Genomic DNA, 17,854 nt, shown 5'->3' on the forward strand with positions numbered 1-17,854 from the left:
TCATGACAGCGTGGAGATGGCCTGGCGGCCGCCTTCGAGGAAGGCCGTCCACTCCCCGCCCTCCCGCTGGCTGCGCGGCTCGACGACCCCGTGCCAGTACTTGTTCAGGATGGCCAGGTCCTCGGGGGCGCGCCTGGCCAGCGAGCCCACCAGGGCGCCGGCCAGCGTCTGGGCGCGCAGGGTGCGGTCGCCGAAGAAGTTGCTGTGCAGGATGGCGTCCTCCAGCACGCCGATCTGCTCGGCGGTGGACAGCGCCGACTCCAGCTTCTCGTCCTCGCTGCCGGCCGAGGCCGCCGCGGCGCGCAGGTCGGCGAAGCTCTGCAGCAGGATGTCCAGCAGCGTGGGCGGCAGGTCCAGCTCGATCCGGTGGCGGCGCAGCAGCTCCTCGGTGCGGAAACGGACGATCTCCGCCTCGCTGGCCTTGCTCGTCACGACCGGGATCCTGACGAAGTTGAACCGGCGCTTCAGCGCCGAGGACAGGTCGTTCACCCCCCGGTCGCGGCTGTTGGCCGTGGCGATGATGGAGAACCCGGGCCGGGCGAACACGATGTTGTCGGTGTCGAGCTCGGGGATGGACATGTACTTCTCGGACAGGATCGAGATCAGAGCGTCCTGCACGTCGCTGGTCGAGCGGGTCAGTTCCTCGAAGCGCCCGATCACGCCCTGCTCCATCGCCGTCATGATCGGCGAGGGGATCATCGACTCGCGGGACTGGCCCTTGGCGATCACCATGGAGACGTTCCACGAGTACTTGATGTGGTCCTCGGTCGTCCCGGCCGTGCCCTGGACGCCCAGGGTGGAGTTGCGGCAGATCGCCGCGGAGAGCAGTTCGGCCAGCCAGCTCTTGCCGGTCCCGGGGTCGCCGATCAGGAGCAGACCGCGGTCGGAGGCGAGCGTCACGATGCTGCGCTCGACGAAACTGCGGTCACCGAACCACTTCTGCGGGATCTCCCGCTCCAGCCCGTCGGCGCGCTCGGAGCCGAGCACGAACAGCCGCACCATCCGGGGGCTGAGCCGCCAGGAGAACGGCTTGGGACCGTCGTCGACCGACTCCAGCCAGTCGAGCTCCTCGGCGTACTTCACCTCGGCGGGGGCGCGCAACATCTCGTTGGTCATCGGGGGTCTCCTAAGCGAGGAAGTTCTTCAGTTCGAGTACGAGCTTGCGGATGTGGCCGGAGATCACCGGCGTGCCCTGGTCCTTGAGCTTCTGCCGGAACCACGGATTGACGCTCTGCTGGCCGCCGCTGTTCACCGAGCCCACCGGGATGAGCCGGACACCGGAGCGGTGCAGTGCCTCCATGCCGGCGAAGACGGCCTCGGACCGCCATTCGTAGAAGTCCGAGATCCACACGACCACGGTGTTGCGCGGGTCGGCGACCTTCGGCTGGGCCAGGGTCAGGGCGGCCGTGCCGTCGGTGCCGCCGCCGAGCTGGGTTCGCAGCAGCACCTCGAACGGGTCGTGCACCCACGGGGTGAGGTCGAGAGCGCGGGTGTCGTAGGCGATCAGGTGCACGTCCACCTTGGGCAGCCCGGCGAAGATCGACGCCAGGATGGTGCAGTTGACCATCGCGTCGACCATCGAGCCCGACTGGTCGACGACCACGATCATCCGGGCGGGGGTGGTGCGTCTGGCGGTGCGCCGGTAGTACAGCCGGTCGACGTAGAGCCGCTGGTCCTCGGGATTCCAGTTGACGAGGTTCTTCCAGATCGTGCGTTCGACGTCGAGGTTGCGGAAGACCCGCTTGGGCGGCACCGACCGGTCGATGACGCCCGCGCCGGCCTTCTCGACCTGCGTGCGGAGCACCTCGGCGACCTCGTCGACGAACCTGCGGATCAGCGCCTTGGCGTTGGCCAGCGCCACCCCCGAGAGGTTGGACTTGTCGCGCAGCAGCTGCTCGACGAGCGACATGCTCGGCGTGAGCTGCCTGGCCAGCACCGGGTCGGCCAGCACCTCACGCAACCGCATGCGGCTGACCAGGTCGGCCTCCAGGCCGGCCAGCACCGCGGCCAGCTCGCGGTCACTCTCGGTGCCGCCGCCACGGCCGCTCTCGCCGCCCGCCGCGCGGCCGTTCCCGTTCCCGTTCCCGGGGTCGTTTCCGTGGCCGTTCCCGGGACCGCCTTCTGGGCCGGTCCCGTGGCCGCGCGTACCGCCCAGGGCCTGCCTGAACCAGCCCGCGTCCTGCTGCCAGGCCGCGAGCCGGGTGGCGGTGACCTCGCCCGTCCCGGTGGCGAAGACGTTGAGCAGCAGTTTCGACACCAGGGCCGCCCTGCGCACCTCCGCGCCGGACGTATCGGATTCACCGGTCGCGTGCTCCGGCGGTGTCGTCAGGGTCTGGAAGTCGGCGGCCAGCTCGGGGAAGCGCTGCACCAGGGTGTCGACCGACACCGAGGGGTCGAGCAATGCCCCCGGCAGGCCGAGGTCGTCGAGGACGGCCGCGCTCGCGGTCTCCAGCGCGGGCTGCTCGTCGTTGTCGAAGAGGCGGGCGAGCAGCCGCCAGTAGAGAACCTGACGGCGGTTCTGCTCGGCACTCGTCACGGTGTCGTGGCTGTTCTCGCTCATCGTCGCAGCAACCGTCCGGCCCGCTCGCGCAGGATGGTGACCGCGTCTCCGGTCCTGGCCTCGGACTTCACCACCTTGGGGTCGGTGGGCCCCAGCGCCCAGTCGCCGGTGTGCACGTCGAGCGTCTCGCGCTTGACCTTGGTCTGGACGGCCAGCGGCTGCAGCAGCCAGCGGCCGTCGTCCCAGCGGACCAGCCCGATGCACGCCGAGGAGCCGGCCACCAGCTTCGGGGTGAGCGGTCCGCAGGCGGGCAGCAGGCCGGTGTCGACGGTGAGCACGGCGCCGCCCAGGTCGAACGAGCCGTCCGCGGTGACCTTGTAGCCCTCCACCAGCACGGGCTCGGCGATGCGCACCGGGTGGCGGTCGAGGGGCGGCACGGCGGGCGCGAGCACGCCGGCGAGCCGGAGCCTGGCCACGGCGAAGGGGTCGGCCGGTTCTCCGGCCCGCGCCCGGCCGTCGTCCCACAGCAGGTCGCCGCCTGCCAGCACCGGCATGTCGGTGATCTCCAGGCTGCGCCGTCCGGCCAGCGCGCCCAGCAGCAGGGGGTGGCGGTGCAGCAGCTTCCACACGGCGGGACCGACGATGGTGTCCACCTTGGCGGCGGCGACGGTGGCGCGCACCAGCCGGGCCTGCCCACCGCCGGCGGGTTCCAGCACCCCGTGCACCTGCGCCTGGACGGCGGTGGAGTGCTCGTGCACGTCGACGCCGAGGATCAGCAGCCGTCCCGACAGTTCCGGCGGACGGCCGGCCGGAGCGGACTCGCCGGTCCGGCCGCCCGTGCCGGTCAGGAGGAGGGCCCGGGTCCACAGGTCGGCCCAGCGCCGTACCGGCAGCCGCTCCATCGTGCCGACCGGGCAGGAGGCACGCAGCTCGGCCGCGAGGCCGTCGAGCAGCACCGCCGGCCTGCGCCGCCCCGGCACGGCCAGCAGCGCCTCGATGACCTGGTCGGCGGCGGAGACGAGACCGTGGTCGACACCGCGCCAGCCGGTGATGGCCAGCTCGCACAGCCAGGACCGGGCGGCGCCGAGCAGGTTTCCGGAGTCCGTCTCGGGGGCGGGCGCGGCCTGCCACGTGTCGCGTTCGCGCCCGAGCGCCCCGTCCAGGTCGGCCAGCAGGGCGTCGTGCACGGCGCCGAGCAGCGCGGCCCGGCCGCCGGCCAGCGTCGTCAGCGACTCCTCGGTGATCGAGCCTGCGGTGATCTTGGCTGTGGCCTCCGCGAGCCCCTCGCCCAGCGGGGTGAGCGCGAAGGCGTCGGCGAGCGCGGTCAGCGCGGCGGCGCGTTCCTCGGCGAGCCGGGCCAGCCCGTGCACCAGCGCCTCGTCGAGGCCGGTCACCAGGTCCAGCGCCTCCCCGAGACCCGCCGGGTCACCGTCGAGCAGTTCGGTCAGCTGCACGGGGAGCATCAGCGCACCACCCCCGTGGCCGGGAACGTGGCCGGGAACCAGTGGAGCTCGGGGATCGGCGCGGTGGTGTCGGGCAGCTCCAGGTAGGCCAGATGGCGAAGGAAGCGGCTGAACACCATGGCCGCCGGGGCGGGCTCGTGGCCACCTCGCAGGCAGTCGATCAGCTCGGCTTCCTCGGAGACCTCCGCCCGCAGGTAGCGCGCCACCCGGTCGGTGCCGTACTGCAGGACGGCCTCGGCGGCGAGGGCCCGCAGATGCTTGCACGGCGAGCCGTACAGGCCGCCGCACGGGCGGTTGTTGTTGGTACTGCAGTTGTAGGCGTGGGTGCCCGCGGCGATGGAGGAGACGTAGACGCGGCTGATGTCCGAGCCGCTCGACACGACACCCTGCAGCCGTCCGTCCGCCAGCTCGACGAAGGGGACCTTCGCCAGCTTGCGGGGCTGGACGGGTGGCACCACCCGCACCCTGCTGCACTGCTCCCATGCGGCCCTGCCGGCCGCTGAACGGTCGATCATGAATCGGGAACCTAGCGCCGCACACCGACAGAAACACCGCGAAGGCGGGAACCGATCCGCGCGGGCGACGAAGCGGTCACCGGGCGCGCCGGGCCCGAGCGTTCGCGTTCACCGGATGCCCTCGGGTTCGTCGGGAGACGTTCGTCGGGAGACGAAAGGCTCACGGGTCAACAGGCGCCGGAATCCCGGACGAGGAGAGCGATCTGGACGCGGTTGGTCAGCCGGAGTTTGGCGAGCGAGCGGCTGACGTGGGCCTTGACCGTGGTCTCGCTCATGGCGAGTTCACGGGCGATCTCGTTGTTGGCCAGCCCTCGGGCGACGGCATCGGCGACCTGCCTCTCCTTGCCGGTCAGCACGGCCAGCCGCTCCCGGGCGGCGTGGGCGTCCGGTGACCACCGGTCGGCGAACGCGTCGATCAGCCGTCTGGTGACCGTCGGGGCGAGCATGGCGTTGCCCCCGGCCACCGTGCGGACGGCCGTGATCAGGTCACGAGGCGCGGTGTCCTTCAGCAGGAAGCCGGCCGCTCCCAGCCGCAGGGCGGTGTGGACGTAGTCGTCGAGGTCGAAGGTGGTCAGCATCACCACCTTCGGCGCGCCCGGCGACCGGTTGATCTCCTTGAGCGCGGCCAGGCCGTCCATGCCGGGCATCCGGACGTCCATGAGCACGACCTGGGGCCGGTGCCCGAGGACGGCGGTCACCGCCTGGCCGCCGCCCTCCGCCTCGGCGACGACGTCGATGTCGTCGGCCGCCTCCAGGATCAGGCGGAGCCCGGCCCGTACGAGAGCCTCGTCGTCGACGACGAGAACCCGGATCACGCCGGAAGCCATGCCCGCACCAGGAAGTCCCCGTCCGCCCCCCGCCGGGCCGTGAACTCCCCGCCCAGCAATTCGACACGCTCCCTCAGGCCGACGAGACCGAACCCGCCACCAGGCAGGACGCGGCCGTCGCCTCCCGGGGCGTTGCCGACCGTCACCTCCAGCGCGGAGGGGAGGAACCGTACCGTCACCCGGGTCGCGACCGCGCCCGCGTGCTTGTGGACGTTGGTGAGCGCCTCCTGCACGACACGGTAGGCGGCGTGCTCGACCATCGCGGGAAGCGTGCGAGCCGTGCCCTCGTCCCGCCGTTCGACGGGAACGCCCGCCGACCTCGACCGGTCGAGCAGCCGGTCGAGCTCCGCCAGCGAGGGCCGCTCGACGAGGGGGTCTCCGGCGGGACGAGGGTGTTCGGCAGAGGATCCGTTCAGCACCCCGAGGACCGCTCTGAGCTGCGTGAGCGCCTCCACTCCCGTGGTGCGGATGAGCTCCGCCCGCGTCGCGGTGTCATGCTCCACCGCGTTTATCTCCAATGCTCCCGCGTGCAGCACCATCAGCGAGACGCGGTGTGCCACCACGTCGTGCATGTCCCTCGCTATCCGGGCCCGCTCCTGCGCGCGGGCCCGCTCGGTACGGACGAACTGCTCGCCCTCCAGCCGGTCGGCCCGCTCGCGCAGCCCTTCCAGCACCTGCTCGCGGGCGGTGGCCCACAGCCCCAGTGCCATCGGGAGCCAGACGAACAGGGCGACGCCACCGAGCGAGGAGGCCAGGGCGGCCCCGGGCGGCGGTACCACGAAGAGAAGGCTCGCGAACATCGCGTAGATCGCCAGATGGGACCGACGCCGGCAGGTCGTCGCCACGACGTAGGAGGTCACCGCCACCAGGAGGCCCGGCGACCGCACCGCCGCGTCCACGGCCGTGACCGCCAGCAGCGGCCACATCCGCCTCGGCGCCACCGCGACCCCGAACGCGGCCAGCAGCCCGACCGTCGCGGCCTGCGCGTAGTCATGGACCAGGGACAGTTGCAGCAGGTTCTGGACGTACGACCGCGACCCGCTGACAACCGGGAAGAACGCGGCGCAGAAGGCAAGGACAGGCAGCGATCGAGGGGCCAGGCGATCGCGTGGCGACCACACCCATGACGTATCCACCACGGAGTCCAGGGTAGGCCGGTCCGTCACCAGATCAGCGGTCGCGACGGCACGCGGTCGGCCCGCTCCGTCCATGTCCGGACGTCAGGCAGGCGGTCGCGCAGCACCTGGACGCCGAGAGGGACGAACGCGAGGCAGGCGAGGCCGGCCAGGACGACGTCGGAGAGAAGGCTCTCCTTGAGCACCCCTCCCCACAGCGTCCCCCACCCGAGCACCAGAAGGCACCGGGCCGGCCCGAACGTCCCCGACCGGTAGGCGCCCACGGCCAGGAGCAGCGTCCCCGGATACGCCCCGGCGGAGCAGAGGACGGGAACCAGCCACGGCCCGTAGGAGATGTCCACATAGGTGTCCATCGCCAGCCTGGTCGTCTGGTCGAGGCCCAGCCGCTCCGTCAGCTGGAACAGGGTTTGCTCGACTCCGGTGAAGTACAGCCGCGCGCACAGGCCGAGGACGAAGAGCGCGGCACCCCAGAACGCGAGCCCGGGACGCCGGGTGGCGACGACGCGCGCGAACGTGATGATCGCGAAAAGCAGCAGCACGGCCCCCGCGCAGAAAACGGCGTAACCGGCCGTGACCAGCGACGGGTCGCGGGCGTACGCGGCCAGCTGCGCGGGGGCGGCGAACGGCTGCTCGTCGAACCGGGCGAGCTGCTCGGAGGTGAAGGCCCCCGAATGAAGGATCAGATGGCGCAGCAGCAGACCCGCGAACCACACGACCGGCCCGGCGATGAGCGCCGCCCCTCCGATCAGGCGGCCCGGGAACCACGCGTCACGGTGCACCGCCTCGGCGGTGGCTCGTCTTTCCCTTGTCATGCGGGGCATCCTCGCCGCGCGCCCGGCGGGCTCACATCGTCCGATGGACACGGCCGGACGTCTCTTTGGAGAGGTGTTCCCGTCAGGCGTTCCGCGGGGAGGGGCGGGTCTGGGCGGTGTCGCCGGTGTCGCCGGTGTCGCCGGTGTCGCCGGTGTCGCTGGTGGCGACGGCGCCGGTGCCGTCGCGGTAGGCGCTCGGGCTCACGCCCAGGACGCGTTTGAACGCCGAGCTGAAGCCGAACGCGTCGGAGTAGCCCACCCTGCGCGCCACCGTGGCGACCGTCGCGGCGGGCTCGGCCAGCATGTCGGCGGCGAGCGCCATCCGCCACTCCGTCAGGTACGTCATCGGCGGCTCGCCCACGAGCTCGGTGAACCGCCTGGCCAGAGTGGTGCGCGAGACGCTCGCGGCGGTCGCGAGCGAGGCGAGCGTCCACGGCCTGGACGGGTCGTCGTGGATGGCGCGCAGAGCCGGTCCGGCCACGTCGTCGCTCAGGGCGGCGTACCAACCGGGACTGACCGCCTCCGGCCGGTCGAACCAGTCGCGCAGCGTGCACACCAGCAGCCAGTCGAGCAGCCGGTCCAGCACGATCTGGTGACCCGGGCGGCCGGAGAGGAGCTGCGCCTCGAGGTAGGCGCCCATGGTGGCGCAGTCATGGTCGTCCGGTACGACGAGCACGGGAGGCAGCACCCGGACCAGGCGGCGGGCGACCTCGCCGTTGACCCGGTACGACCCGGCCAGCAGGATGGTGTGACCGGTCAGGTCACCGGCGACGGCGCCGTCGCGGCGGACGTCCCGCGCCGGACGCGGCGTGTCGGTGTCCGCGAACACGAAGGGCTCCGGCCCGCGCACGATCGCCGCCTCGCCCATCCGTACCCGCCGGGCGTCGTCCCCTTGGACGATCCACCCCTCGCCGCGCAGGGGGACGCAGAGCGTCAGGGAGGGACCGTCGGCGAACCTGAGTGCCCACGGCGGCGACAGCACCGACGCGCCGAAGACGCCGAAGACGCCGAAGACGGAGCCCTCGCCGCGCACCCCCCGCAACAGGTCGTCGTACGGGTCCATGCCGCTCACGATAACGGGATGATCGGACAGGCGCGGCGTACGCCTGGAGTGCCACGACAACGGGACGATCGGACAGGCGCGGCGTACGCCCGGCCATGGGCGGCCGGCTCCCCGCGCGGTTGGCTCTGTGACATGAGAGAGATCCTGATTCTGGGCGCGACGGGCAAGACCGGACGCCGGGTGGTGCGGCGGCTGCGCGCGGAGGGAGAGCGGGTACGGCCCGCGTCCCGTTCCAGCGAGGTGCGTTTCGACTGGTCGGAGCCCGCCACCTGGGAGAACGCGCTGCGAGGCGTCGAAGCGGTGTACCTGGTGGCGCCCGACGACCCCGCCCCGGTTCACGACTTCGTCAAGCGGGCCGCGGACGTCAGGCGCTTCGTGGTGCTGTCCGGCCGGGGACTGGACCTGGTCGGCGAGGACTTCGGGCAGGGCATGGCCGCCGCGGAGCGGGCCGTGCGCGACTCGGGGGCGGAGTGGACGATCCTGCGGCCGAACAACTTCAACCAGAACTTCGACGAGGACCTGTGGCACGCGCCGCTGCGGGCGGGGCGGCTGGCGTTGCCGATCGGCGACGTGCCCGAGCCGTTCGTCGACGTCGACGACGTCGCCGCGGTCGCCGCGGCGGTGCTGACGGGGGACGGGCACGCGGGGCGGACGTACGACCTGTCGGGGCCGCGCGGGCTGACCTTCGGCGCGGCCGTCGAGGTCGTCGCACGGGCCGCGGGCCGGTCCGTCGAGTACGTCGAACTGACCCCGGAGGCCTACCGGACCGAGCTGCTCGCCCAGGGGTACCCGGGGGCGGCGGTCAGTGCGCTGAACGCCCTGTTCGCCCTGCACCGCGCCGGTCACACCGCCGAGCCCGCCGACGGGGTCCAGCGGGTGCTCGGCCGCCCCCCGGTCGCGTTCGAGGACTACGCGACCCGGATCGCCGCCACCGGCGCCTGGTCGTGACACCAGGCCGGACCCGGTCGTGGGCTCCGGCCGGGTCCGGCCACGGCACCCGGCCGGACCCGGCAGGGGGTCACGGGCGACGGCGGTTCCGGGGTGTCAGGGTGCGCTGTGGTGCGGGGAGGGTCGCAGGGCGTTCAGCAGGGCGTCGGGGGTGTCGGTGAAGAAGCGGATCGTGGTGGCCTCGGCGCGGCCGCCGAGGGGGCGGACCACGGTGACCGGCTCGGTCAGCTCGACGACCACGTTGGTCTGGGAGGACACCACCACGCTGAGCCGCGAGCCTGTCAGGGTGATCATGCCGCTCTCGTTGTAGGCGCGCGACAGCCGTACCGAGGAGATCAGATCGCGGGGGACGCGCAGGTCGAAGTACACCCCGGAGCGGATGCGCAGTTCCCCGGGAGTCACGACGTGGGGCCGGGTGACGCCGGCCGCGCCGAGCATGAACACGTACAGGATCCCGTAGAGGTCGGCCACCAGCACGGCGAGGCGCACCCCGTGCGGCACGTCGAGCGCCTTCAGCAGCAGATCGATCCCCACCGTCTCCACGACCATCACGAACAGGAACACCAGCAGGATCGACGACTGCTCCCGCGAGTACGGCGCGGCGGTGGCGCCGGGCGGCACGCCGTCGCGGCGGCGCGCGATCCACAGGGCGATGCTCACCAGGCCCTTCAGCTCGAATCCCACGAGCCTGCGCACCTGCACGGGCACCAGGAGGTGGAAGGTCGCCACGAGCGCCGCCCGCCGGTCGGCGCCGCCCCGGCGCTCGGCCCTGAAAAGCCGGTACGCGGTCACCGCCTCCAGGACGAGCATCGACGCGACGGCCAGCTCCGCCACCACGATCACCGGGCCGGGCAGCGGCACCCCCGACACCAGCAGGACCACGAGCAGCATCTCCATGGGGATGACGGCGAACAGCGCGGCGCGGGCGGCCCTGAGCATCAGGCTCTCTCCTTGAGTGTCGTCATGACCAGCTGGAAAACCTCGGCCTGGGCGGGGGACACCTCGGCGTACATCGTCTCCAGCCACCGCCCGCCGTCCGGCCGCTCCTCCGGGCCGGGTCCGGGCGGGCGCGAGGGGTCGGGGGGCGGATCCAGGTTCGCGACCATCACCGCGGCCATCTCGCCGGGGATGTGGGCGACGAGGTCGGCGGCGAGCGCCGCGACGCGGGGATCGCCGGGGTCCGCGTCCGCGAGCTCGTCCAGCCGCCGGTAGAGGTCGTGTCCCCGCGCGAGCGCGTCGGGCTCGGTGAGCGGGCGCATCAGGTCGATCATCTGTGCCCGGCCGGACGGGTCGGCCACGGTGTCCAGCAGCGCCAGCAGCTCGCGGTCGATCTCGGCGAACCTCGAACCCGTGGCGGGAAGGTCGCGGAGCACCGCCGCCATGTCGGGGGAGACCATCGAGTCGGGGTGCGGGTCCGCCTCCGCCAGCAGCGCGGCCAGCCGGTCCCGCCTGGCGCCGATGGCCTCCTGCTGCCTGGCCAGGTCCGCGTCCAGCTCCAGGAGCACCTCGCGCAGTTCCTTGCCCCGGTCGTCGGCGAGCACGTCGCGGATCTCGTCCAGCGACAGGCCGAGTTCGGCCAGCCGTCGCACCCGGGCCAGGATGACCGCGTCGCGCAGCCCGTACTCCCGGTAGCCGTTGGCCAGGCGCACGGGTTCGGGGAGAAGGTCCAGGTGGTGGTAGTGGCGCACGGTCCGGGCGGACACCCCGACCAGCGCGGCAAGCTCGCCGATCCGCATGCCCTCATTAGAAACGTTGACGCTACGGCAAGGTCAAACCCGCGATCAATACTTAAGTGGATGCTTGACTGTTGGCGCCTTGCGCGCAATACTTAAGTACATGCTTAACCAAGGTGGTTCGCTGGACCGGCTGTTCCAGGCGCTGGCGGACCCGACGCGGCGTGAGATGGTCGAGCGGCTGGTTCGCGGGCCCGCGTCGGTCGGCGAGCTGGCCCGGCCCCTGGACATGTCACTGCCGGCGGTGATGCAGCACCTGCAGGTGCTCGAGGCGTGCGGCCTGGTCAGGACCGAGAAGGCGGGAAGGGTCCGCACCTGTCACATCGAGCCCGGCGCGCTGCGGGCGGCCGAGAACTGGATCGCCGGGCAGCGCACCACCTGGGAGCACCGGCTCGACCGGCTCGGCGACCTCCTGGACGAGTGAGCCGGGATGTTCGGAACCCAGAACAAGGAGAAGACCATGGCCGATCGTTCTGTCAGGCATGCCACGTTCACCCTGGAGCGGGCGTACGCTGTTCCGCCGTCGCGGGTGTTCGCCGCCTGGGCCGACCCCGTGGCGAAGGCCCGGTGGTTCGCCGTTCCCGGCGGGGAGCACCACCTCGACTTCAAGGTCGGCGGCAGGGAGGTCAACCGCGGCGGTCCCGAGCACGGTCCGGGCATGACGTTCGAGTCCTCGTACCAGGACATCGTCCCGGACGAGCGGATCGTCTACACCTCCACCCTCTCCGCAGGGGATGACCTGGTCACGGTGTCGTTCACCACGGTGGAGTTCGTCCCCGAGGGCGAGGGCACCCGGCTGGTCCTCACCGAGCACGACGCCTTCCTCGACGGCCACGAGGAGCCGGAGTGGCGGGAGCGGGGCACCGGCGAGTGGCTCGACGCGCTGGACGGGGAGTTGCGGCCGGGCTCGTGACAACGAGCACGGCCGGTCGGCATCCGGTTCTCCACGCCGGGTCACCCGCTGTCGGGCTTCAGGCCGCCACAGGCCCGTCGGACTCCCACCTGATGAGCGTCGATCGGTGGCCGAGCTGCGTACCGGTGTGGGGGTCGATCTTGAATGCGCCGAACAGCGTGGTCGTCTCCAACGACGCGGCAGCCGACCACAATGCGTCGCGTCCCGTGCCACCGGCCGCCGCCGCGCAGTGGGTCGCGATGATCGCGGCGGCCACCGCCTGAACGGCTGGATAGTCGGGAAGCGTCCCGATTCGATCTTGATAGGCGGCGAGGAGGTCAGATTCGCGGACGCCCACTTCGGCCGAGTCTCCGGTGCCGGGGAACCACTGCCCGACCCCGTAGGCGCCGTAGGGGGCATCGAGCACCTGGCCGAACTCGCGGACGCCCGCCGCCACCGCGCACACCGTCCGCGGTGGCGCGGGCAGTGATCTGGCCCGGCTGATCGTCTCGATGTCCTCTTCGAAGGCGCCGGTACACAGGAGGGCCCAAGCGCCTTCGGCTGTTCGTGGTAGGTCGTCACCGGGACCGAACCGGACCGTGTCGATGCCGAGGGAACGCGCGATCGCCTCGGCGCCGGCGGCCACCTGCCGGCCGAAACCGCCCTTGCCGCAGACGATCCGTACGGGGAGCGCCTCGGTTTCGGCCAGATGCCGCAGGAACGGCTCCGCGTACCGGCTGGTAGGCGTCGGGATCGAGACGACGTGTCCGGGGTGGGCCGCCTCGACGTCGTCACCTGATCCGCCGTGGTTCCAGATCAGGCGGCCGAGCTCGGCGGCGACATCGCCGGCCCCGCGCATCAGCCGGGTCGAGTACGGGCCGAGCAGGATGTCGCAGCGATTCGACAGCTCGCGGAGGGATGCCCGCAGGACTGCGGGGTCGCTCCGGTCGTCCTGGATCACCAGGTCCAGCGCGCTGTTCGAGGCGTGCCAGATCTCCAAGCCGAGACGGGCCTGCTCGCCGAAGCGGGCATGCTTGCCGGAGAGGGACAGGCAGGCACCGATGGTGAGTGTCGTCACCGCATCCTCACCTCGTATCGGAACTCGTGGCTGTCCGCGGCCACGATCGACTCCTGAACCTCCGGCGGCCGATTCTCGGAGTCGTAGACCGTCCGCGGGATCCGGACCACCGGCATGCCTGGCATGAGGCCGAGTTCGGCCGTTTCCTCCCCGGTCGGCCGGTCTGAAACAGGCCGGGCACGGCGGGCGCTGCGAACGCCGTACCGGACCTTTGATCAGGAAGGCTCTCCTGACCCCGTGAACAACCCTAATGCTCCGGTTCTCTACCCGCCCGGTCGCCTCTCGTCCTGCTGCCGGATCCTCCCGAGTACCGGCGCCAGACCCTCCGGCCGGAGCCCGCCGTCGCCCTCGGCCGGGGCCACTCCCCGGACACCTGCCTCGGGTCCTACCGGTGGAAGGTCGCGGCGGGACGAGGTGTGACCGGATGACGCCTCGGGCGAGGAGTCATCCGGTCACCACGGCGTTCCCGCCACATTCCCCGGCGGGAACACCGCCCGTGAGAGCGGGCTCCGGCCGGGGTGCGGTCAGATGTCGCCGTTCTCGATGGCCTGCTTCAGGCCCGCCTGCGTCGCCTGGTGGGAGGAGACGCCGCCCGCGACGACGAAGTCGATCAGCGTGGTGTCCGCGTCGAAGGTGAGGTACTCGGTGACCTGGGTCTTCCCCGTGCTCAGCCTCTTGAAGACGATCTTCTGGTGCGTGACGACGCCGGGCAGCGACCAGGTGTCGGTCTCGTAGGAGAGGTCCGCGTAGTCGATGCGCTGCTGCGCGTGCGTGTTGCTGACGACGATCGAGCCCTCGTAGGGGATCTCCTCGACCGCGGTGAAGTTGATGTGGCGCTTACCGTCCTGGAAGCAGTCCTTGTGGGTGACGACCCGCTTCAGGAACGAGTGCAGGCCGAGGTGGTTGTTGATGTTCGAGTACGCCGGGAACACGCGGCTGACGGGGGCGTCGATCGTGATCGAGATGCTCTCCTGCGCCCGGCTCCGCCCCGATTCCGGGAGGGGAGGAATGTTCTCGTAGAACTTGTGGGTGTCCCAGGCGGCCTGCCACTCGGCGGCGAGCTGGGGGTCGGTGTCGGAGGTGGCCGCGCCGGCCGAGCCCGAGAAGGCGGTAAGGACGAGGACCGCAGCGAGCAGCTGGGCCGCGAGGAGTCGGAGATGCTTCTTCACGTGTACCCCAAAGGGAGGCAGTAAGTACAAGTGATCTTTTACCGCATGTTGTCGTCATCTCGGTACTTTTGCGGCGAAGAGGCTAAAAAATCTTTTTATGTCGTTATGTACGTATGGGTGCGCCGAGAAGCACGGCGCGGTCCCGTCCCGTGACGGTCAGGCGCGTTCCTGCCGGGGCAGGACCACCTCCCGCAGGATGAGCAGGATGGCCGCGGCCATCGGGATGCCCAGCAGCGCCCCCACCACGCCGAGCAGCGCGCCACCCAGCAGGGCGCCGACGATCGTGGCGAGCGGCGGCACGTCGACCGAGCTCTTCATCACGGCCGGGGCGATCCAGTAGTTCTCGATCTGCTGGTAGATCGTGAAGAAGACGAGGCAGACGATGCCGACGGTCGGGGAGACGAAGAACCCCACCAGGGAGGCGACCCCCGCGCCGATGAAGGCGCCGACCAGGGGGATGAGGTCGGTGAGCGCCACGATCAGGGCGAGCGCCAGGGCGTACGGGACCTGCATGATGCTCAGGAAGATGAAGGTCGTCACGCCGGCGATGAGCGAGATGATCAGGTTCCCGGCGACGTAGCCGCCGATGCTGTCGATGATCTGGTCGCCGAGCAGGGTCGCGCGGGTCCGGCGGGTCCGGGGGACGAGGCGGTAGGCCATCCGCTTGAGCGACTTCAGCGAGCCCAGGAAGTAGAGGGTCAGCACCAGCACCGTCAGCGAGTTGAAGACCGCCCCGATGAGGACCGTCCCGATGCCGAGCACGCCGCCGAACATCTGGGTGCCGAAGTCGCCGCTCGTCACGTACGTCTGGAGCTTCTCCAGCAGCTGGAAGCGCTGGTCGAGGTCACGGATCACCGGGTTGTTCTGCAGCTCCTGGACGTACTGCGGGAGCTGGTCGACGAACTGGGCGGACTGCGTGGTCAGCGGGGGGACCACGGCCAGGCCGAAGACGACGAAGACGAGGATGACGCCCAGGAAGACGATGGTGATGGCGATCGCGCGCGGGACGTTGCGCCGCTGGAGGAACTCGACGGCCGGGTTCAGGCCGATGGCCAGGAAGAGCGAGACGACGATGAGGATCAGCACCGAGCTCGCGCTCGCGACGGCCTGCACCAGCCACCAGGCGGTGAGCACGCCCAGGGCGGCGGTGAAGCCGAACACGAAGGGGTTGTTGCTCATCGAGCGCCCTGGACGGCCGAACGGGAGGTTCGGCGCCACCCCCGAGGGCGAGGCCGCACCCGAGGGCGGGGCCGCACCGGAGGACGCGGTGGCCGTGCTCGCGGCTACGGCCCCGCTCGCGGGTCCGCCGGGGTCCGCCGGCGGGGTGGGCGGCAGGACCAGGGGGCCCGCGGAGGTCAGGATCGGCTCGGGCGCCGCGGGCGCCTCGGGCGCCTTGGGGTCCGTGGGGTCCGCGGGTTCGGCGGCCGGCGCGGCCGAGGTGGCGGAACCGGCCGGTCCGGTTGATGTGGCGGGCGCGGCCGGTCCGGCTGAGGTGAGGGGCCCCGTGGTTCCGTCCGGTGAGGCCGGCCCGGTCGATGCGGCCGGTGCGGACGTCTCCGCGGACGGGACGCCGGGGGCGGGCGGGGACGCTGCCGCCGCTGTGGCGCGGTCAGCGGAGATGGGCTCGGGCACCAGCGGCCACTGCCCTTTCCAGAGAGAGATAGTCGGCTTCCGTCACCCTGCTTTTCCCTGGTCACCGTACGGTTCGAAGCGCCGGGGGGACGGGAGGGGCACAGGAGTGACGGATGGTGCCGTCAGGGCATGTTGACGTACTGACGGGGCCGCAGGGCGTGGCTGCGCAGGGCGGCCAGGGCGGCGGAGCGGCCCGCCGGGGTGAGGCGGCCGTCGACGCGGAGGCCGAAGGCGTCCAGGCGCCTGCCCAGCTCGGTGAGCGAGGCGTCGACCTCCACGGTCTGCCACTCCGCGCAGTCGATCACGGCGGTGACGTGGTCGCGGTCGGCGGGGGCGCCGTCGGCGAGCAGCATCAGCGCCACCTCCCTGGCCGAGGCGCGGAAGCCGTTCTCCCCCGACGCGGGGGCGAGCAGGGCGGCGGCCGCGGTCTCCCAGAGCAGGTCGGCGTCGGCGAGCAGGCGCTCGCCGGCCGGGGTGGTCACCAGGCGCCTGCCGGTCCGGCGCAGCGCGCCCATCTGGTCCTGGGCCACCTCGCGGACGGCCGCCAGCTCCGCGCCGCTCCAGGTGCTCTCGGCGAGCACGGAACGGGCGAGGTTGTACCGCTGGGTCAGCGGGATGCCTCCGGGGCGGCGGCCCACGGTCAGCAGCCAGCGCAGCGCTCCCAGGTGGTCCTCGTCCGGCGCGGGGATGGGCGCGTGCAACCGCACCTCGAAGGGCTGGGCGAGCTCGCGCCAGGCGGTGCCCCGGCCGAGGACCCAGCGGTTGAGCCGCTCGCCCTGGACCCGGTGCAGCCAGTTGTCGCCGCCCAGCTCGGGACGGGGCGTGGTGAGCCAGTGGCTGGTGAGCTTCTGCCGCTCCTCGGGGCCGGGGACGAGCTCACCGGAGACGATGGCCAGCTCCAGCGCGGCCGAGCAGGCGCCGTGCGCGCCCAGCTCCTCGGGGCCCATGATCGAGCTCCACCGCAGCTCGGGGACGTCGGGCGGGAGCACGCCCGTCGCGTCCAGGGCGGTCTGGTACGCGGCCATTCCCGCGTCCTCGCCCAGCCGGGCGTAGGTGCGCAGGATCTGGGCCGTCGTGGCCGACGAGCACAGGGCGGCGTAGCGCTCGAGGCCGCCCAGCCGCAGCAACCGGCCCAGCGCGCGGGCGATCGCCGGGCGGTCTCCGGCGACCTTGGAGGGCAGGGTGTACCAGAGGAACTCGCACACGTTGAGCTCGGTGATCGTTTCCAGTGGCTCGCCGCCGGTCAGCCAGTCGATCGCGCTACGGGCGTGCTCGGCGGAGGCTGGCTCGGAACGCTCCAGCTCCGACAGGAGTGCGGCCACGTCCGGTGCAGGCATGCTTCGAAGTCTGCCGTATGCGGGCCTGCTCTGACGATGGACGTGACGTAATGGATCCTGCACGGTGCCTACCCTAGGAAATGTCTTCTAAGTGGCTCATATGCGGACGCTCAGATCCAGCCCTTCTTGAAAAGCATTCGTGAACTCCACTCGGCGTACGGGACGATCTCGGCGGTGAGCACCGGGTAGAGCCACCAGAAGTTGACGAGCGCCAGCAGGGTGAAGGCCCCCACGACCGCGGCGCCGACGATCCGGCGTCCCTGCGGGGCGCTCGCCGGGCCGATGATCAGCCCGGCCGCGAGCACGATCGCCAGGATCATGAAGGGGACCATGGGGACCGCGTAGAACAGGAACATGGTCCGGTTGTGGACGATGGCGTAGTAGAACCAGGGGAGCCAGCCGGCGGCGTAGGCGAGGAGCACGGCCCCGGCTCGCCAGTCGCGGGTGGCGACGTACCAGGCGATCATGGCGATGAGGGCGACCAGGCCGCCGTACCAGATGACCGGGGTGCCCACCCCGAGCACCGCCTGAGAGCAGCTGTCGGCGCCGCAGGCGCCCGTGGGGCTCTCGTAGAAGAACGCCACCGGGCGCAGCAGCAGCGGCCAGCTCCAGGGGTCTGACTCGTAGTTGTGCGGCGTCGCCAGCCCGTTGTGGAAGCCGAGCACCTGGAAGTGGTAGCTCAGCCACGACCGGAGCGAGTCGAAGACGAAGAACCCCGGGCCCTGCGAGGTCGCCTGCACCCAGTTGCG

The 17,854-nt window shown here is 71.6% G+C and carries 17 protein-coding genes and 2 pseudogenes; 3 read left to right on the forward strand and 16 right to left on the reverse strand.

Going from position 1 to position 17,854, the window contains the following annotated elements; all coding sequences use genetic code 11:
• From ACTOQ3_RS36940 to ACTOQ3_RS36975, 8 genes are all read right to left on the reverse strand, one after another.
• Positions 1 to 1,116 carry an ATP-binding protein gene (locus ACTOQ3_RS36940; protein WP_440088202.1) on the reverse strand — a complete coding sequence of 372 codons (1,116 nt, stop codon included), beginning with the start codon at positions 1,114 to 1,116 and terminating at the stop codon, positions 1 to 3.
• A gap of 10 nt (positions 1,117 to 1,126) precedes the next feature.
• Positions 1,127 to 2,560: a vWA domain-containing protein gene (locus tag ACTOQ3_RS36945; protein WP_440088204.1), complete on the reverse strand. Its 1,434-nt coding sequence runs from the start codon at positions 2,558 to 2,560 to the stop codon at positions 1,127 to 1,129.
• Positions 2,557 to 3,963 carry a hypothetical protein gene (locus ACTOQ3_RS36950; RefSeq protein WP_440088205.1) on the reverse strand — a complete coding sequence of 469 codons (1,407 nt, stop codon included), beginning with the start codon at positions 3,961 to 3,963 and terminating at the stop codon, positions 2,557 to 2,559. Before ACTOQ3_RS36950 ends, ACTOQ3_RS36945 begins: the two co-directional genes overlap by 4 nt.
• On the reverse strand, positions 3,963 to 4,478 hold the full coding sequence (locus tag ACTOQ3_RS36955; RefSeq protein WP_440088207.1) for a hypothetical protein: 516 nt from the start codon (positions 4,476 to 4,478) through the stop codon (positions 3,963 to 3,965). The genes ACTOQ3_RS36950 and ACTOQ3_RS36955 overlap by 1 nt, the downstream gene beginning before the upstream one ends.
• 167 nt (positions 4,479 to 4,645) lie before the next feature.
• Positions 4,646 to 5,293, reverse strand: coding sequence for a response regulator (locus ACTOQ3_RS36960; protein ID WP_440088228.1), 648 nt, complete (start codon positions 5,291 to 5,293; stop codon positions 4,646 to 4,648).
• Positions 5,290 to 6,444, reverse strand: a complete 1,155-nt coding sequence (locus ACTOQ3_RS36965) for a sensor histidine kinase (protein ID WP_440088208.1) — start codon at positions 6,442 to 6,444, stop codon at positions 5,290 to 5,292. Before ACTOQ3_RS36965 ends, ACTOQ3_RS36960 begins: the two co-directional genes overlap by 4 nt.
• 23 nt (positions 6,445 to 6,467) lie before the next feature.
• Entirely contained in the window at positions 6,468 to 7,253 is a 786-nt protein-coding gene (locus tag ACTOQ3_RS36970; RefSeq protein WP_440088209.1) for a hypothetical protein, read from the reverse strand.
• 82 nt (positions 7,254 to 7,335) lie between these two features.
• Positions 7,336 to 8,316, reverse strand: a complete 981-nt coding sequence (locus ACTOQ3_RS36975) for an AraC family transcriptional regulator (protein WP_440088210.1) — start codon at positions 8,314 to 8,316, stop codon at positions 7,336 to 7,338.
• Positions 8,317 to 8,448: 132 nt separating this feature from the next.
• Between ACTOQ3_RS36975 and ACTOQ3_RS36980 the strand changes: the two genes are divergently transcribed.
• On the forward strand, positions 8,449 to 9,264 hold the full coding sequence (locus ACTOQ3_RS36980; protein ID WP_440088212.1) for an NAD(P)H-binding protein: 816 nt from the start codon (positions 8,449 to 8,451) through the stop codon (positions 9,262 to 9,264).
• A gap of 96 nt (positions 9,265 to 9,360) precedes the next feature.
• Here ACTOQ3_RS36980 and ACTOQ3_RS36985 read toward each other — a convergent pair whose 3' ends face one another.
• Both ACTOQ3_RS36985 and ACTOQ3_RS36990 read right to left on the reverse strand, forming a co-directional pair.
• Positions 9,361 to 10,203 carry a hypothetical protein gene (locus ACTOQ3_RS36985; protein WP_440088214.1) on the reverse strand — a complete coding sequence of 281 codons (843 nt, stop codon included), beginning with the start codon at positions 10,201 to 10,203 and terminating at the stop codon, positions 9,361 to 9,363.
• Positions 10,203 to 11,000, reverse strand: a complete 798-nt coding sequence (locus ACTOQ3_RS36990; RefSeq protein ID WP_440088216.1) for a MerR family transcriptional regulator — start codon at positions 10,998 to 11,000, stop codon at positions 10,203 to 10,205. The genes ACTOQ3_RS36985 and ACTOQ3_RS36990 overlap by 1 nt, the downstream gene beginning before the upstream one ends.
• A gap of 100 nt (positions 11,001 to 11,100) precedes the next feature.
• Here ACTOQ3_RS36990 and ACTOQ3_RS36995 point away from each other — a divergent pair, with 100 nt between their 5' ends.
• Positions 11,101 to 11,421, forward strand: coding sequence for an ArsR/SmtB family transcription factor (locus tag ACTOQ3_RS36995; protein WP_440088218.1), 321 nt, complete (start codon positions 11,101 to 11,103; stop codon positions 11,419 to 11,421).
• A 36-nt stretch (positions 11,422 to 11,457) separates the two neighbouring features.
• Positions 11,458 to 11,910: an SRPBCC family protein gene (locus tag ACTOQ3_RS37000; protein WP_440088220.1), complete on the forward strand. Its 453-nt coding sequence runs from the start codon at positions 11,458 to 11,460 to the stop codon at positions 11,908 to 11,910.
• A gap of 58 nt (positions 11,911 to 11,968) precedes the next feature.
• Here ACTOQ3_RS37000 and ACTOQ3_RS37005 read toward each other — a convergent pair whose 3' ends face one another.
• From ACTOQ3_RS37005 to ACTOQ3_RS37030, 6 genes and pseudogenes are all read right to left on the reverse strand, one after another.
• Positions 11,969 to 12,967, reverse strand: coding sequence for an ABC transporter substrate-binding protein (locus tag ACTOQ3_RS37005; RefSeq protein WP_440088221.1), 999 nt, complete (start codon positions 12,965 to 12,967; stop codon positions 11,969 to 11,971).
• A pseudogene (locus ACTOQ3_RS37010) lies at positions 12,964 to 13,116 on the reverse strand (UTRA domain-containing protein); the annotation flags it as partial. The gene ACTOQ3_RS37005 and the pseudogene ACTOQ3_RS37010, both read right to left, overlap by 4 nt.
• Positions 13,117 to 13,491: 375 nt before the next feature.
• On the reverse strand, positions 13,492 to 14,136 hold the full coding sequence (locus ACTOQ3_RS37015) for a hypothetical protein (RefSeq protein WP_440088223.1): 645 nt from the start codon (positions 14,134 to 14,136) through the stop codon (positions 13,492 to 13,494).
• 156 nt (positions 14,137 to 14,292) lie between these two features.
• Positions 14,293 to 15,315, reverse strand: a complete 1,023-nt coding sequence (locus ACTOQ3_RS37020; RefSeq protein WP_440088224.1) for an AI-2E family transporter — start codon at positions 15,313 to 15,315, stop codon at positions 14,293 to 14,295.
• Positions 15,316 to 15,890: 575 nt separating this feature from the next.
• Positions 15,891 to 17,105, reverse strand: coding sequence for a hypothetical protein (locus tag ACTOQ3_RS37025; RefSeq protein WP_440088225.1), 1,215 nt, complete (start codon positions 17,103 to 17,105; stop codon positions 15,891 to 15,893).
• Positions 17,106 to 17,215: 110 nt separating this feature from the next.
• Positions 17,216 to 17,854, reverse strand: a pseudogene (locus ACTOQ3_RS37030) (phospholipid carrier-dependent glycosyltransferase); the annotation flags it as partial.

The organism is Streptosporangium sp. LJ11 (assembly GCF_051918945.1).
Taxonomy (GTDB): domain Bacteria; phylum Actinomycetota; class Actinomycetes; order Streptosporangiales; family Streptosporangiaceae; genus Streptosporangium.

Excerpts from the sequence above, each read along its gene's own strand:
- ACTOQ3_RS36950 (WP_440088205.1), bottom strand. The coding sequence starts at position 3,963 with ATGCTCCCCGTGCAGCTGACCGAACTGCTCGACGGTGACCCGGCGGGT.
- ACTOQ3_RS36970 (WP_440088209.1), bottom strand. The coding sequence starts at position 7,253 with ATGACAAGGGAAAGACGAGCCACCGCCGAGGCGGTGCACCGTGACGCG.
- ACTOQ3_RS36990 (WP_440088216.1), bottom strand. The coding sequence starts at position 11,000 with ATGCGGATCGGCGAGCTTGCCGCGCTGGTCGGGGTGTCCGCCCGGACC.
- ACTOQ3_RS36955 (WP_440088207.1), bottom strand. The coding sequence starts at position 4,478 with ATGATCGACCGTTCAGCGGCCGGCAGGGCCGCATGGGAGCAGTGCAGC.
- ACTOQ3_RS37020 (WP_440088224.1), bottom strand. The coding sequence starts at position 15,315 with ATGAGCAACAACCCCTTCGTGTTCGGCTTCACCGCCGCCCTGGGCGTG.
- ACTOQ3_RS36975 (WP_440088210.1), bottom strand. The coding sequence starts at position 8,316 with ATGGACCCGTACGACGACCTGTTGCGGGGGGTGCGCGGCGAGGGCTCC.
- ACTOQ3_RS36980 (WP_440088212.1), top strand. The coding sequence starts at position 8,449 with ATGAGAGAGATCCTGATTCTGGGCGCGACGGGCAAGACCGGACGCCGG.
- ACTOQ3_RS37025 (WP_440088225.1), bottom strand. The coding sequence starts at position 17,105 with ATGCCTGCACCGGACGTGGCCGCACTCCTGTCGGAGCTGGAGCGTTCC.
- ACTOQ3_RS36995 (WP_440088218.1), top strand. The coding sequence starts at position 11,101 with ATGCTTAACCAAGGTGGTTCGCTGGACCGGCTGTTCCAGGCGCTGGCG.
- ACTOQ3_RS36985 (WP_440088214.1), bottom strand. The coding sequence starts at position 10,203 with ATGCTCAGGGCCGCCCGCGCCGCGCTGTTCGCCGTCATCCCCATGGAG.
- ACTOQ3_RS36945 (WP_440088204.1), bottom strand. The coding sequence starts at position 2,560 with ATGAGCGAGAACAGCCACGACACCGTGACGAGTGCCGAGCAGAACCGC.
- ACTOQ3_RS36940 (WP_440088202.1), bottom strand. The coding sequence starts at position 1,116 with ATGACCAACGAGATGTTGCGCGCCCCCGCCGAGGTGAAGTACGCCGAG.
- ACTOQ3_RS37000 (WP_440088220.1), top strand. The coding sequence starts at position 11,458 with ATGGCCGATCGTTCTGTCAGGCATGCCACGTTCACCCTGGAGCGGGCG.